At 42.9% G+C, this 13,703-nt stretch carries 13 protein-coding genes; 6 read left to right on the plus strand and 7 right to left on the minus strand.

What is annotated here, in order from left to right; translation table 11 throughout:
- Positions 1–15 precede the first annotated feature (15 nt).
- Positions 16–969 carry a D-2-hydroxyacid dehydrogenase gene (locus tag RHM67_RS12510; RefSeq protein WP_322227082.1) on the plus strand — a complete coding sequence of 318 codons (954 nt, stop codon included), beginning with the start codon at positions 16–18 and terminating at the stop codon, positions 967–969.
- A gap of 191 nt (positions 970–1,160) precedes the next feature.
- Here the strand turns inward: RHM67_RS12510 and RHM67_RS12515 are convergent, their stop codons facing one another.
- The gene (locus RHM67_RS12515) at positions 1,161–1,850 is read right to left on the minus strand and encodes a hypothetical protein (protein WP_322227083.1); all 690 of its coding nucleotides are present in this window, start codon (positions 1,848–1,850) and stop codon (positions 1,161–1,163) included.
- A gap of 93 nt (positions 1,851–1,943) precedes the next feature.
- Here RHM67_RS12515 and RHM67_RS12520 point away from each other — a divergent pair, with 93 nt between their 5' ends.
- Positions 1,944–2,477 carry a DinB family protein gene (locus tag RHM67_RS12520; RefSeq protein WP_322227084.1) on the plus strand — a complete coding sequence of 178 codons (534 nt, stop codon included), beginning with the start codon at positions 1,944–1,946 and terminating at the stop codon, positions 2,475–2,477.
- Between the two features lie 206 nt (positions 2,478–2,683).
- Here RHM67_RS12520 and RHM67_RS12525 read toward each other — a convergent pair whose 3' ends face one another.
- The 3 genes from RHM67_RS12525 to RHM67_RS12535 all read right to left on the minus strand — a co-directional run bounded on the left by RHM67_RS12525 (position 2,684) and on the right by RHM67_RS12535 (position 7,089).
- The gene (locus tag RHM67_RS12525; RefSeq protein WP_322227085.1) at positions 2,684–4,081 is read right to left on the minus strand and encodes an MBL fold metallo-hydrolase; all 1,398 of its coding nucleotides are present in this window, start codon (positions 4,079–4,081) and stop codon (positions 2,684–2,686) included.
- 295 nt (positions 4,082–4,376) lie between these two features.
- Positions 4,377–6,209 carry an ABC transporter ATP-binding protein gene (locus RHM67_RS12530; RefSeq protein WP_322227086.1) on the minus strand — a complete coding sequence of 611 codons (1,833 nt, stop codon included), beginning with the start codon at positions 6,207–6,209 and terminating at the stop codon, positions 4,377–4,379.
- A 103-nt stretch (positions 6,210–6,312) separates the two neighbouring features.
- The gene (locus tag RHM67_RS12535) at positions 6,313–7,089 is read right to left on the minus strand and encodes an SAM-dependent chlorinase/fluorinase (RefSeq protein WP_322227087.1); all 777 of its coding nucleotides are present in this window, start codon (positions 7,087–7,089) and stop codon (positions 6,313–6,315) included.
- A 102-nt stretch (positions 7,090–7,191) separates the two neighbouring features.
- Here RHM67_RS12535 and RHM67_RS12540 point away from each other — a divergent pair, with 102 nt between their 5' ends.
- The 4 genes from RHM67_RS12540 to RHM67_RS12555 all read left to right on the plus strand — a co-directional run bounded on the left by RHM67_RS12540 (position 7,192) and on the right by RHM67_RS12555 (position 10,551).
- Positions 7,192–8,157: a PhoH family protein gene (locus tag RHM67_RS12540; protein ID WP_252757059.1), complete on the plus strand. Its 966-nt coding sequence runs from the start codon at positions 7,192–7,194 to the stop codon at positions 8,155–8,157.
- Between the two features lie 83 nt (positions 8,158–8,240).
- The gene (locus RHM67_RS12545; protein ID WP_322227088.1) at positions 8,241–9,185 is read left to right on the plus strand and encodes a phosphoribosylaminoimidazolesuccinocarboxamide synthase; all 945 of its coding nucleotides are present in this window, start codon (positions 8,241–8,243) and stop codon (positions 9,183–9,185) included.
- 53 nt (positions 9,186–9,238) lie between these two features.
- The gene (locus RHM67_RS12550; protein ID WP_322227089.1) at positions 9,239–9,616 is read left to right on the plus strand and encodes an STAS domain-containing protein; all 378 of its coding nucleotides are present in this window, start codon (positions 9,239–9,241) and stop codon (positions 9,614–9,616) included.
- A 17-nt stretch (positions 9,617–9,633) separates the two neighbouring features.
- A complete protein-coding gene (locus RHM67_RS12555) occupies positions 9,634–10,551 on the plus strand; it encodes a ribonuclease Z (protein ID WP_322227090.1) in 918 nt (305 codons plus the stop codon).
- A gap of 8 nt (positions 10,552–10,559) precedes the next feature.
- Here the strand turns inward: RHM67_RS12555 and RHM67_RS12560 are convergent, their stop codons facing one another.
- From RHM67_RS12560 to RHM67_RS12570, 3 genes are all read right to left on the minus strand, one after another.
- Positions 10,560–11,615, minus strand: a complete 1,056-nt coding sequence (locus tag RHM67_RS12560; RefSeq protein ID WP_322227091.1) for a cobalamin-independent methionine synthase II family protein — start codon at positions 11,613–11,615, stop codon at positions 10,560–10,562.
- 158 nt (positions 11,616–11,773) lie between these two features.
- Positions 11,774–12,718 carry an MlaD family protein gene (locus RHM67_RS12565; RefSeq protein WP_322227093.1) on the minus strand — a complete coding sequence of 315 codons (945 nt, stop codon included), beginning with the start codon at positions 12,716–12,718 and terminating at the stop codon, positions 11,774–11,776.
- A 34-nt stretch (positions 12,719–12,752) separates the two neighbouring features.
- Positions 12,753–13,673 carry an N-acetylmuramoyl-L-alanine amidase gene (locus RHM67_RS12570; protein WP_322227095.1) on the minus strand — a complete coding sequence of 307 codons (921 nt, stop codon included), beginning with the start codon at positions 13,671–13,673 and terminating at the stop codon, positions 12,753–12,755.
- Positions 13,674–13,703 lie beyond the last annotated feature (30 nt).

Consider the following 13,703-nt stretch of genomic DNA (forward strand, 5'->3'; position numbering starts at 1 on the left):
TGAACATACAAAATCATGATCAAAATATTAGCTAACGATGGTATCGACCCAATAGGTAAAAAAATGTTGGAAGATGCCGGTTTTTTTGTAGAAACAAATAATATCCCGCAGGATGAGTTGCCTGTGCGTTTACAGGAGTTTGATGCCATAACCGTACGTAGCGCTACTAAAGTGCGCGCTGCTTTAATTGATGCCTGCCCTAACCTTAAGCTTATTGGCCGCGGTGGTGTTGGTGTTGATAATATAGATGTAGATTACGCTAAAGGCAAAGGCATCGGCGTGTATAACACACCTGCTTCATCATCATTATCTGTTGCCGAACTGGTATTTGCACAACTATTTACAGGCGTACGTTTCCTGCATGATAGTAACCGCAAAATGCAGGTTGATGGCGGTACCAAATTTAACGACCTTAAAAAAGCTTATGCTAAAGGTGTTGAGCTGCGTGGCAAAACATTAGGTATTGTAGGCTTTGGCCGCATTGGCCGCGAGGTTGCCAAAATAGCCATTGGTGTTGGTATGGATGTTATCGCCTATGATCTTTTCCCTTTTAACCCCGAGGTTGAAATTGTGTTAGGTAGCGGCGGTACAAAGGTTAACGTAAATGTTAAAACTTCTACCCTTGACGAGATCATTAAAACTGCTGATTTTATTACCCTGCACACACCCTTTATCGACAAAGCCTTAATTGGTGCCGAAGAATTAGCGCAGATGAAAAAAGGTGTTCAGCTGATCAACATCTCCCGTGGTGGGTTGATCGATGAACTTGCCTTGATAGAAGCCCTAAACAGCGGCCAGGTATCATACGCGGCATTAGACGTGTTTGATAACGAGCCAACCCCTCGTGCTGAGATCCTTTCTCATCCAAAAATTTCATTAACACCGCACATCGGCGCCGCCACAAACGAAGCCCAGGAGCGGATAGGTGTTGAACTGGCAAGTTTGATAATTGGTCACTTTAATAAGTAAGAGCATCAATATAAATAGAAAAGGCCTTTTGCAATTTGCAAAAGGCCTTTTCTATTTAAACCCGTCATTGCTGTAAGGCGCGATAGCGCCGTGGCAATCCTCGATATGCTTGTCGTCGACTTTTCTATCGAAGATTGCCACGCTATCGCTCGCAATTACGCGCGGTTTAATCGTGCCATACCTCAAGTCCATTAATCCCGGTCCATGCCACCCGTCAGCGGCTCCGCCGCCGGCGAATCATTGATCAGGATCAGCAGCTGGAACATCTCGTCCACATTGGCATAATGGTCTTTATCCATCAAAAAGCTTTTTTGCCCTTTAAACGGAGTGCCTGTGGCGGTAAGGTTAAAAAGTACCGCCTTGCCGCTTTTATTATATTTATCCAGCAGATAGCCATAGGTGAAGCTACCCGTAAAGTAATCGTAGGTATTGGCAACGCGTTTGTATTTGTTGCTTGTATTTGTGGTATCGCTTTTGCCTTTTGGCATCATAATATAGCCCGCGTTATAATAAGTGCCGTTATATTTTTCAAAAGCGGCTGTATAAGTTGCGTCATCGCCTGTTCTCAGGTATTCGTTCAGGACGATGCCATCAAGATACCCAAGTTCCATAAACAGGTATTTTACGCCGGCTTTTTGTCGCAGGTAGTTCACCCGGTCGTACCGGATGTTGTAAGAATATGCGATCCCATGCCCTTCGTCGATCATAAAATGCTGGTTCTTTAAAATTTCGGGAGTGAACACGCGGTCGATATTCTTAAAGTTGTCATTCCAGGTTGCCGAGTTTTTAGCAAGATAATCGGCTTTTGCTTTGTTATCCTGAGCGAAGCCAATAGTTGTATTCAATAAAAACATTACGGCAAGTAAAATTTTGCTTCTCATTTAAAATAGATATTTTTATGAAAGACAATCAACCTATTAAAAAGGTTGTATAGGTAGTTCATTATTTTATTAACAGGTTAAAGCTATCTAAAAATGAGAATAATAACACCACCCAAACCCGGCGATTATCCCGAATACGCCAACATGTATATGAAACTGATCCCAACGGACGGCTTGCTGTTAAAATATCTGCAAAACAACTTTTACCGGGTAAAGGAGCTTATTTATTCCCTGCCGGAGATTACTTTGTTGCGCCGGTATGCGCCGGGCAAATGGAGTATTAAAGAGGTACTGGTGCATATTATCGATGATGAACGGATCTTCGCTTATCGTGCCCTGCGCTTTGCCCGTAACGAGCAGCAAAACCTGATAGGGTTTGATCAGGATAGCTACGCCAAATACTCGGGCGCCGATGCCCGAGACCTGGATAATATATTTGAAGAATATGAAGCAGTAAGGCGAGCCACCATCGCTTTATTCAACGGCCTGCCCGAAGAATCATTCGATAGGATGGGGCATGGCACCGGCACGGCTAATGATGCCACGGTGCGTGCACTGGCTTACCACATAGCGGGGCACGAAATGCACCATTACAATTTAATAAGGGCTAAGTATTTGACGTTATAGTTTATTTTTCAATATCAAGAATCTTTTCTTCTTTATTCATATCCAAAAGATCAGCCACAGTTAGGGTGTCCTCTGTTATAGAATAGCCTTTATCTTTCAAATCGTTAATGCTTGTTGCCTTATCTGTTTGATAGGTAAATTTGGGCAAGGCTCAGCGATGTATTCGGTTTTAATAGCTTTAGATACTATGCGTTAAACTGAAGAGGTTACAACTCGTAAGCCACCGCTTTTTCCGGTATTGTTACCTTGTAACCATCTTCTTCTAAAGAATCAGCCATGGCCTGCATGCTGGTAGCCTCTCCGTGCACTAAATAAACGCCTTTAAGCTTGTTTGGGTCTTGCGACTTGATGTTGTCCACCAAGTCTTCATGATCGCCGTGGGCGCTTAAAACATCGGTTTGCTTGATGGTAGCGTAAACGGACAGGTCGCGGTCTTTGATGTGGACGATAGGGTCGCCGCGTAATAAGCGAAAACCCAAAGTGCCTTTGGCACAGTAGCCTATGAATAAAATGGTGCAGTAGTAGTTTTGAATGTTATAAAAAAGGTGATCCTGGATGCGGCCACCCTCCAGCATTCCTGCTGATGAAATAATGATGCAGGGCTCGTAATAATTGGACACCTGGCGGCTGTCTTTAAGCGTTTCTACATAGGTGAGGTGTTCAAATTCAAACTCGTCGCCTTGCTTGTTGTAAAACTCCTGCGCTTCGGCATTAACCAGGTCGTGGTGCTTGCGGTAAAGGCTGGTTGCGCGGGTAGCCATGGGGCTATCCACAAAAACCTTAACAGGAGGGAGCAAACCCGCATTAAAGATCTTATTCAATGCAAATACCAGTGACTGCGTGCGGCCAATACTAAACGCCGGGATAATTAACCGCCCTTGTTCAACCACACAAACCTTCTCTATTGTTTCTATCAGCGTTTCCTGTACCGATTTGCCCTTGGTATGCATCCTGCCACCATAAGTGGATTCGGACACAATGTAATCCACAGGAGGCAGCGGATCAGGATCGTTTAATACCGGGTAATTCTTACGGCCAATATCGCCGGTAAAGGCAATGGATTTTTCTTCTCCGTTATCATTTATCTTCAATGTCGCCGCGGCAGCGCCAAGTAAGTGACCTGCCGGGATAAAAGTTAACTCAATATCGCCCGTTATGCGGAATGGCTTATTATAAGATATCGTAACAAAGCGCTCTACCGTATCCATTACATGCTTATGCAGGTATAATGGCTGCGGGCCGCCGCTACTATGTTTATGCTTGCGGCCACGGCTGCGGCCTTTTTGCGCCTTAGCTAAAAATATATTTACCGAATCTAACAACAGCAGTTCGGTCAGGTCAGCAGTGGGAGGAGTGCACAAGATCTGCCCGTTAAAACCAAGGCGGACTAAAGTAGGCAGGTTACCCGAGTGGTCGATATGTGCATGGGTAAGGATCACCACGTCGATTTCTTCAGGGCGGAAGCCGAAATCTTCATTCACCATCACATTATGGTCTTTCTCGTAATCCAGCCCGCAGTCTATCAGTATTTTGTATTGACCCACTTGCAGCAGGTGCATGCTGCCGGTAACCTGGCGGGCAGCGCCGTGTATAGTTAATTTCATTTATGTAGTTCGCAGGCCGTTAACTAGGGTGTTGGCCTAATGCAATAATAGCGATTTAAAGTCGATTTTGGGGCGGAAAAAAGTGGTAAAAGAGGTGTCCCATTCCGTCCCATTCATAAACGAGTGGGACACCTAACGTTAAAATTATAAAATATTAATATACAAATAGTTATATATTGATATGTAAATTTTTTATTGATATAAATTGGAATGTCAAATTAATGCAAATACCTTATTATCAATTAATTAAATATACATCCCGCATTGTGTAATAAATAGTGGGACACCCGGTAAATTAACTCTGCGCGGTTTCGAATTGTAGCTGGCTAAGGTAACGGTACAAGCCCTGTTCGTTTGCTATCAGTTCCTGGTGGTTACCGGTTTCAATGATGTTACCTTTCTCCAGTACGATGATCTTATCTGCCTCGCGGATGGTTGATAAACGGTGGGCTATAATGATGGACGTGCGGCCTTTCATAAGTACTTCCAAAGCCTCCTGTACCAAACGTTCAGATTCCGAATCAAGGGAAGAGGTAGCCTCATCCAGTATCAATATAGCAGGGTTTTTAAGCAGCGCACGTGCAATAGCGATCCGCTGACGCTGGCCTCCTGATAACTTTACACCACGTTCACCAACAATAGTATCATAACCTTCAGGGAAAGAACTGATGAATTGATCTGCATTGGCCTTTTTAGCTGCCGCGATGATCTCGTCTTTATCTGAACCCAGTTTACCGTAGGCGATGTTCTCTAAAATAGTGCCGCCAAACAGCAACACATCCTGAGGAACAATAGCTACCTGATTGCGGATATCGGTTAAAGCATATTCATCGACATCCAATCCGTCGAAATAAATGCTCCCGCTCTGCGGATGGTAAAATTGCAGGATAAGCGCTGCCATGGTAGATTTACCCGACCCACTTGGCCCAACGATGGCCACTTTTTGACCTGCATTCGCCGTAAATGAAATATCTTTTAATACAGTTAACTCCGAACGCGACGGATATGCAAACACGACATTGTTAAACGCCAGGTTGCCGCTAATTTTTTGCTTAATGACGTTATCCTCTGCATTGATAGATACATCCTCGCCCTTTTCGTCCAGGATCTCTAAAACACGTTCGCTGGCACCAACAGCTTTTTGCAGATTGGCATATAGCTCAGGGAAGCTGCCCATAGCAGCGCCTACAAAAATGGAATATAATATAAAGGTTGTTAAGCTACCAACCGAAAGCTCGTGCTGGTGAACCAATATGGAACCGTACCAAATTACGCCCACAATCGATCCGAATAAACAGAATACGATGAAAGATGCAAAAATCCCGCGGAAAACAGCGCCCTTCACAGCTATTTTAACCACCTCGCGCAGGTTCTTATTGTAGCGGCCGGCTTCAAAGGCTTCGTTCACAAACGCCTTTACATTAGCTATACCTTGTAGTGTTTCTTCGATAATTGTATTTGATTCTGCCAGTTTATCTTGTGCCTGCCTTGACAAGTTACGGATGAATTTACCGAAGAATACTGCAACTACTACCAATACCGGCAGCATCAGCAATAAAGCTAACGTTAGTTTAAATGATACGATGGTAAGCAGGGTAATACCGCCAACCAATAAAACCAGTTGCCTTATCATTTCTGCAAAGGTAGTGGTCATGGTATCCTGTATCTGCGATAGATCGGCAGAGATGCGGCTATTTAGTTCGCCAACCCTGCGGTTAGCGAAAAAATTCATGGGTAGGGTGATCAGCCTAAAATAGGTATCGCGGCGGATATCGGCAAGTGCCTTCTCGGCAACCTGCACAAACCAAACAACCCTAAAAAATGATACAAAGGCTTGTACAAATAGTATCCCAAAGGCCAATAGCCCAATGGCATTTATGGTAGGTGGTAAAAAAGCGTATTTTTGTTTGCCTTGCGAGGCATCTATCAATGCACCTAACAGCGAAGGGAATGCCAACCCTGTTAAACTCGACAGGAATAAAAAGACCATACCGGCTATAAATTTGCCTTTGTATGGTTTTATGTAGGATATTAGTTTGCTGATGCGCCTAACGCTATCCAGGTTTAACTTTGCTTTGGGTAATTCTGCTTCTGCTTTGCTGCCACTGTTCAGTCTGCCTCGTGCCATTTATATTTTTTGGGTTATCAACCTGTAAAACTAAGTGTTTAAAGTTTGTATTTAACGCCCGTGTGTAAAATTGACGTTAGGATGAATGGAAAAGTAATCAGTGTTACTGAAAATCAATAATTACGCTATCGCCAAGGTTTAGGCCTAACAGACCGCTGGCATTGCCTTTATTTATGGCGATTTCGAGGTGGTCGCTAATACCGAAGAGACAAAGTTTTTCGCCTTCTGGCACTTCATTGTAGTGCCAGCTCAACTGGTTTATGGTTTCGTTACGTTTAAAGTAAAGCACAAACCGGCGACCTTGCTGCACGCGGTTAAAAAATTCTTTGGTAACGTTGGTTATCACGTTTTGGAACGAGTCGATATAGATTACCGCGCCCTTGATGAGGTTCTTTTCGATAACAGGTTGCAGGGTCATTTTATTTTCTACACTGGTAACCGGCAGGCCAATTTCGGCAAGGGTACCGCCGTTGGCTAAATGGCATGCAGCCTTCACAAAAATATCCGCCAGCGGGAAATGCAGGAACTTCAGATCCTGCATAATATTTATTTCCACAATCTCATCCGGCTCCTCGTTAAACATTAACGAAAATATGCCATTATCGGCCCCAACAAAGTAGTGGTTTTTGTAACGTACGGCAAGGTAGCGGGTTTGCGTATTGTACACAGTATCAATACCTATTAGGTGTACAGTATTGTCTGGGAAATAGTAAAAACTGTTCTTTAAAATAAAGGCGGCTTGCTGCACATTAAAGGCGGCAACATTGTTAGTAATATCTACAATATTTACTGTTGGGAGCAATTTATAAATACTACCTTTAAGGGCAGCCTGATAAATATCTTTATCGCCCAGGTCAGTAGTTAAAGTTATAATTGCCATTAATTTTGTAAATATTTATTGCTAATCTTGTAGAGTATTAAAGGTGCAAATATTCAATTTTTAATTCATAAAAATTCGTAAACTGTCAAAAATCAATTCCTATTGAACGAGCTAAAGTTAACAATTGAGCAGATAAACCCCGCCGTATTATGGGGCCCGAATAACGACCATTTCGAGATCATTAAAAAGCAATTCCCTAAGCTTAAAATAGTTGCGCGTGGCAGCGATGTTAAAGTTTTGGGTGATGAACACGAACTAAGCGTTTTCCAGGAGAAGTTTGACCACCTGGTACAGCATGTAGAAAAATTTGAGGGACTTACCGTAATTGATGTGGAGCGCATATTGGGCAGCAAGCCTACAGCCAAACCCGCAGCAGCCGGCGAAAGTACTCCCGACAAATTTGCAAGCGGCGAAGTACTGGTTTTTGGCCCCAATGGCATTATGGTAAGGGCGCGCACGCCAAACCAGCACCGCATGGTGGATAGCCTTGCCAAAAACGACATCCTTTTCGCTATTGGCCCTGCCGGTACGGGTAAAACCTATACCGCGGTTGCACTGGCAGTAAGGGCATTAAAAAACAAAGAGATCAAACGTATCATCCTTACCCGCCCCGCAGTTGAGGCAGGGGAGAACCTGGGGTTTTTGCCCGGCGATCTAAAGGAAAAGATCGACCCATATTTGCGCCCTTTATATGATGCGCTTGATGATATGATCCCGGCCGAGAAGTTGAAGCTTTACCTGGAGAACCGCACCATCGAGATCGCCCCGCTGGCATTTATGCGCGGCCGTACACTTGATAACTGTTTTGTGATTTTGGATGAGGCGCAGAATGCTACAGACATGCAGCTAAAAATGTTCCTGACACGCATGGGTCCATCAGCCAAATTCATCGTAACGGGTGATGTTACACAAATTGATTTACCAAAGAAACAGCAATCGGGCTTATATACGGCCCTGCGCATATTAACTGACATAAGCGGTATCGAAATTGTTTACCTGAGCGGAGAAGATGTTGTACGCCACAAACTGGTAAAACGCATTTTGGAAGCTTACGGGGATATACAATAACAGATGCAAGACTTTTAGAGTCAGGAATATAAGACAGGAATTTTTCTTGTGTCTTAATTCTTGACTCTTGATTCTAATATAACATGGACGCAATAAAAGAAACACATTTTAATTTTGACGGACAAACCAATTATTACAAAGGTAAGGTCCGCGATGTTTATACAATAAAAGATAAATACCTTGCCATGGTGGTTACCGACCGCATCTCCGCGTTCGACGTGGTACTGCCCGAGGCTATCCCTTACAAGGGGCAGGTGCTAAACCAAATAGCTGCCAAGTTTTTACAAGCAACTTCAGATATAGTTCCTAACTGGGTGATCAATGTACCTGACCCATCTGTTACCATAGGCCGCATTTGCGAGCCGTTTAAGGTAGAGATGGTGATTCGCGGGTATCTAGCTGGGCATGCCGCACGCGAGTACGCAGCGGGCCGCAAACAGGTTTGTGGCGTTGCCCTTGCCGATGGTTTAAAGGAGAACGATAAATTACCTGAGCCCATCATTACCCCAACTACAAAAGCATCGGTAGGCCATGACGAGGATATCTCCCGTGAAGAGATCCTGAAACAAGGTATTGTAGGCGAAGCTGATTATATTCAGTTAGAAAATTATACGCGCCAACTATTTCATCGCGGTACCGAGATCGCTGCTAAGCAAGGCCTGATCTTGGTTGATACCAAGTACGAGTTTGGCAAGGTAGGAGACACCATTTACCTGATAGATGAGATCCACACACCTGATTCGTCAAGGTACTTCTACAGCGAGGGATATGCTGAAAGGCAGGAGAGCGGCGAAGCTCAAAAACAACTTTCAAAAGAGTTTGTTAGAAAGTGGCTTATTGATAATGGTTTCCAGGGCAAGGACGGACAAACAGTGCCTGTGATGACCCCGGAAATCGTAAGTTCGATATCTGAACGATACATTGAACTATATGAGCAAATTACCGGCGAAACCTTTGTTAAACCGGAGATCGCAGATGTGGTAAAACGACTAGAAAACGCGATAAATAGAGCATTAGCCTCTATGTAAGTTTTTTATTATAAGATAAATTAATTATATCTTAGCTTCTTAATTATAACAAAATGAAATTCACGGTTGACAAGCACGAGAAATATATTCTTATTAAGCTTAACGAGTCAAAATTAAACTCGTTGATCACACCTCAGCTAAAATCCGAGTTGATACTGATCAATACCGAAGGACAAAGGAACATCATCCTTGATCTTTCGCAGGTTAAATTTGCAGATTCATCGGGCTTAAGCAGTTTATTGGTGGGACATCGCTTATGTAAAAACGCAACTGGTTCATTCATCCTTTGCGGGCTCAATGAGGCAGTTTCACGCTTAATAACCATCTCACAATTAGATAACGTTCTTTCAATAGTACCTACCTGCGAAGAAGGCATCGACCTTATCTTCATGGAAGAAATAGAAAAAGAACTGAAAAGAGAAATCAGATAATAACCTTTCCCCCCGGTATGAAATTTGAAGTCACAATACTGGGCAGCAGCTCTGCAACCCCCATTTTTAACCGGAACCCCACAGCGCAGGTACTTAACATAAACGAAAAGCTTTATTTGGTTGACTGTGCCGAAGGTACACAGCAGCAAATGCTGCGTTTTGATGTTAAAGCAAGCCGCATAGACTATATTTTTATTAGCCACCTGCACGGCGACCATTACCTTGGCTTGGTTGGCCTTCTCTCGTCAATGCACCTTAACGGCCGTAAAAAAGAACTTAAGTTATTTTGCCCCGCGCCTTTAAAAGAGATCATCGATCTACAATTAAAGTATTCTGAAACAACACTGAATTATCCTATTGAGTATGTATTTACCGATGCTACACAAAAAGGTATCATATTAGAGAACCAGGATGTTTTTGTAGAGACCATTCCGCTCGATCATCGGATCCCTTGTACGGGTTTTTTGTTCCGCCAGAAAAAGCGTTTGCGTAAATTGATCAAAGAGAAGATCGAAAATCTTGATGTGCCGGTATCTGAGTATAGTTACCTGAAAAAAGGCGGTGATTACACAGCACCGAACGGAACAATCTACAAAAACGAAACACTTACAACTTCGCCACAAGAGCCTAAATCATACGCCTACGTATCTGATACATTATATACTGAAAAATACCTGCAACAGATAAACTCGGCCACGTTGTTGTACCACGAGGCTACATTTTTACATGACATGCTGGATAGGGCCAACCAAACGCACCACACAACCGCGTTACAGGCAGGGGAGGTAGCAGTAAGGGTTAATGCCGAAAAGCTGGTTATAGGACATTTCTCGGCCCGCTATAAAACACTTAACGAATTGCTTGACGAAGCCCAAAGCGCTTTCCCCAACACAGAACTTGCTGTAGAGGGAAAAACGTTTGTTATAAGTGAATAATCAATTACTTAAGAAAGCAATTGAGCTTCAGCAAGCTTCGTACCTTCGATACGTGCTTTGATCTTTGCAAAAGCGGTTTCACGCGTGGTAGACACATCGTCGCAGAACGGAGAAAATCCGCAATCATCTGTAGTGCCCAACTGGCTTAACGGTATATATTCCGCGGCTTCAATAATCCTGTCTTTTACTTGTTCACTGGTTTCAACTACCGGGTTCAGCACATTAATTACACCAACGAAAACAGTTTGGTTAGGTTTAAGATATTGTTTGATGATCTTCAAAACCTTAACCCTGTCCGGTTCGCTTGCCAATTGCAAATAAAAGCTGCCAACATTTAAATCAAATAAAGAGGGTAAAAAATCCGCGTAATCAATATCGGCGCTGTGTGTAGAATTATGATCGCCACCCGGGCATACATGTACCCCAAGCTTTTTTTGATCTTGTTGACTAAAGCGATCAAATACCTGATTATTAACGGCTATAAAATGCTTTAAAACACCTCCTGAGGGGTCGAGTTTTAACGACAAGCGTCCTTCAGTAAAATCCATTTGCACTTTGTAAGCACCCTTCTCCAAACATAAGCGGATGTCTTTCTCACATTCGTTTAGCAGGTCATCCATAAACTCGGCCTGGGTATAACCCTCTATGCCATCTTGAGGATAGATCAAACTAAGGGCCGATGCCGAAATGATGGCTTGTTTTACAGGTAACTGTGTTTGTTGCTGCGCAGCTTTAAGATATTCTACAGCATACTTGCCGTACTTGAACGGGCCGCTGTTTAACAATGGCAGTTGCCTGTGATGCCCATCTTTAAAATCTATCCTCATCCCTTCGGGGGATAAATTTGTAAGCCCTTCAAGAGGGTAGGTGGCAAAGCTCGATTTGGTTTGTTCGCCATCGCTAATAACGGGCGAGCCGGTATCTTCAAGGGCTTTTATGGTTTCTTTTATAGCGTTGTCGTATAGTTTTTGTAAGTCGGCCCTGTTAGTATTTGGCGAAATAATAGCAGCTATTAATTCAGGAGATCTTGGAATGCTCCCTATTGGTTCTGAAAGAATTTTCATTTTGATAATTGGATTTTAGGTGATCGTTAAAACAAAACTGGTTTCTGAACGGAAGGTAGATTGTGAGATTTCATCCGAAACAGAAACGCCGGTTTTAACTCCCTAAGATAATTAAAATCGGCGTTCGTATTAATTTTATTTAAAGCTATCCTAAAAACTTAGTCACCCTTTTTACCAAATACAGAGAAGTGTATGTAACGGCTTGGGTGTGCTTTAATATCAATAAACAAGTTGTTAAGGTTACCCGATGCTGTGTTTAAGTTATCGTACATCTTAGTATCGTTCATCAGTAAACCTAATGATCCCTGTCCGCTGTTTATTTTATCGATAGTGGTTTGCAAGCCACCCATGGCTTTGTTAGCATTGTCTAAAGTCCCTTTAATATTAGAGTTAGCCAGATCGGTGCTAAACTTTTCAAAGTTGGCAGATATACCGTTAAGGTTACCGGTGCTGGTTTTTAAATTACTTGATGCAGCATCGGCGTTAGCCATAATACTGTTGATATGTGTGCTTTGCGCTCCTACAATGGCATCTATCTTTTTGGTAGTGCTTTCTAAAGTTTGCAGTGAATTGGCAATGCTTGCAAAACTCCTATCTACATTGGCCTGGAAACGTGGGTTCATTATTTTATTGATCGAACTCAAGGCCGAATCTACTTTGGTTATTAAAACCTCGGCCTTTTTCTGGATTGGCTGTAAGCTTTCAGCAAGGCTGCCTTGTATATCGGCACGCAGTGTATCCTGGTCTTGCGCATATTTCATGCTGGCGCCCAGTTGAAAAACAATAGCTTTACCGCCCAAAAGGTCGGTACTTTCTAATTTAGCCAAGGTATTATCGGGTACGTTGTATTGTTTATCTACTTTAAATTCAACAATGGTGCGGCCATCTCCTTGTAATGCCATTTTAGATACACGGCCAATTTGGAAACCGTTTACCAGTACCGGTTTTGAGATGGTTAATCCCTCTACACTGCGGTAAATGGCATAAAATTTATTGGCCGATGAGAAAACATCATTTCCGCGGAGAAAGCTGTATCCCAATATTAACACGGTGATGGCAACAGCTGTAAGTGCCCCAATTTTTGTTTCGTTAGATATTTTCATAAAGGTGTGTAGATGTATGTATATTTTTTGTGTTTTAGTTTGCTGTAACTTGTTCCATTTGCACTTTATACTTATTAATAGCCCGTACTATCGAATTAACTATCTCTGTTTGCCCTTCTTCGGAGTTTAAATACTCTTCATCTTCGGGGTTATTAATGTAGCCTGTTTCAAACAGTACAGACGGCATTGCACTGTGGCAAAGCACGTAAAGGCCCTGTTCGCGCAACCCTTCGCTTCGTCTTCCGTTTGTCCCAACAATCTCTTCATTAATTAAGTTTGCAATTTTTATACTTTGTTTACGAAATTTACGCATATAGGCGTCGGTAAGTATAACAACTATAGGGTCGTTAGGGTCTAAAGCGCCACCTTCAATGCCAGCTTCATCTTCAACTTGGTTATTTTTAATGGCATTTTGTTCTTCACGCGACCGATGCAAACCGTAAACCAACATTAAAGCCCCTTTACCGGAACGATCCGGCACCCGTACCGACTTATAAACTGCCTTACCACGCTTTGTACCCACACGCTCACGAACCACCCTGTCTGACAAGGAATTACAGTGAATGGAAATAAATAAATTCCCCTTGTTTTGATTGGCTATTTCGGCACGCCTTTCAAAGGAAACATCCTCTTCGGTTGTGCGGGTTAAAACGGCTTTTACACCCTCAACATCTTTTTCAACTGCCTTCTGCAATTTTAGTGCGATGGCAAGCGTTACATTCCTTTCGTTAGAAAAAGAGCCGCCTGCACCGGGCGAGTAATGGCCGGGTGGGGGATTGGTTGGCTTAACACCATGGCCTGCATCTATGATAACTGTTTTAAGTTTAAAACTGTTTACAACGGTGTCCTTTTTTACGAGATCTGTTGGAGTAAACGAAAATAATGAGAAGCAAATTAATATTGCGGCAAAGCCACAAATCGTTCTTTTCAACCTGTTCAATATTTTATTTTTCATTAGCTTTGAACGCTGTTAACTGTACCTGCA

The sequence above is a fragment of the Mucilaginibacter sp. 5C4 genome (assembly GCF_034345625.1).
Taxonomy (GTDB): Bacteria; Bacteroidota; Bacteroidia; order Sphingobacteriales; family Sphingobacteriaceae; genus Mucilaginibacter; species Mucilaginibacter aurantiaciroseus.

Excerpts from the sequence above, each read along its gene's own strand:
- RHM67_RS12530 (WP_322227086.1), bottom strand. The coding sequence starts at position 6,209 with ATGGCACGAGGCAGACTGAACAGTGGCAGCAAAGCAGAAGCAGAATTA.
- RHM67_RS12565 (WP_322227093.1), bottom strand. The coding sequence starts at position 12,718 with ATGAAAATATCTAACGAAACAAAAATTGGGGCACTTACAGCTGTTGCC.
- RHM67_RS12520 (WP_322227084.1), top strand. The coding sequence starts at position 1,944 with ATGAGAATAATAACACCACCCAAACCCGGCGATTATCCCGAATACGCC.
- RHM67_RS12535 (WP_322227087.1), bottom strand. The coding sequence starts at position 7,089 with ATGGCAATTATAACTTTAACTACTGACCTGGGCGATAAAGATATTTAT.
- RHM67_RS12555 (WP_322227090.1), top strand. The coding sequence starts at position 9,634 with ATGAAATTTGAAGTCACAATACTGGGCAGCAGCTCTGCAACCCCCATT.
- RHM67_RS12560 (WP_322227091.1), bottom strand. The coding sequence starts at position 11,615 with ATGAAAATTCTTTCAGAACCAATAGGGAGCATTCCAAGATCTCCTGAA.
- RHM67_RS12515 (WP_322227083.1), bottom strand. The coding sequence starts at position 1,850 with ATGAGAAGCAAAATTTTACTTGCCGTAATGTTTTTATTGAATACAACT.
- RHM67_RS12550 (WP_322227089.1), top strand. The coding sequence starts at position 9,239 with ATGAAATTCACGGTTGACAAGCACGAGAAATATATTCTTATTAAGCTT.
- RHM67_RS12525 (WP_322227085.1), bottom strand. The coding sequence starts at position 4,081 with ATGAAATTAACTATACACGGCGCTGCCCGCCAGGTTACCGGCAGCATG.
- RHM67_RS12570 (WP_322227095.1), bottom strand. The coding sequence starts at position 13,673 with ATGAAAAATAAAATATTGAACAGGTTGAAAAGAACGATTTGTGGCTTT.
- RHM67_RS12510 (WP_322227082.1), top strand. The coding sequence starts at position 16 with ATGATCAAAATATTAGCTAACGATGGTATCGACCCAATAGGTAAAAAA.
- RHM67_RS12545 (WP_322227088.1), top strand. The coding sequence starts at position 8,241 with ATGGACGCAATAAAAGAAACACATTTTAATTTTGACGGACAAACCAAT.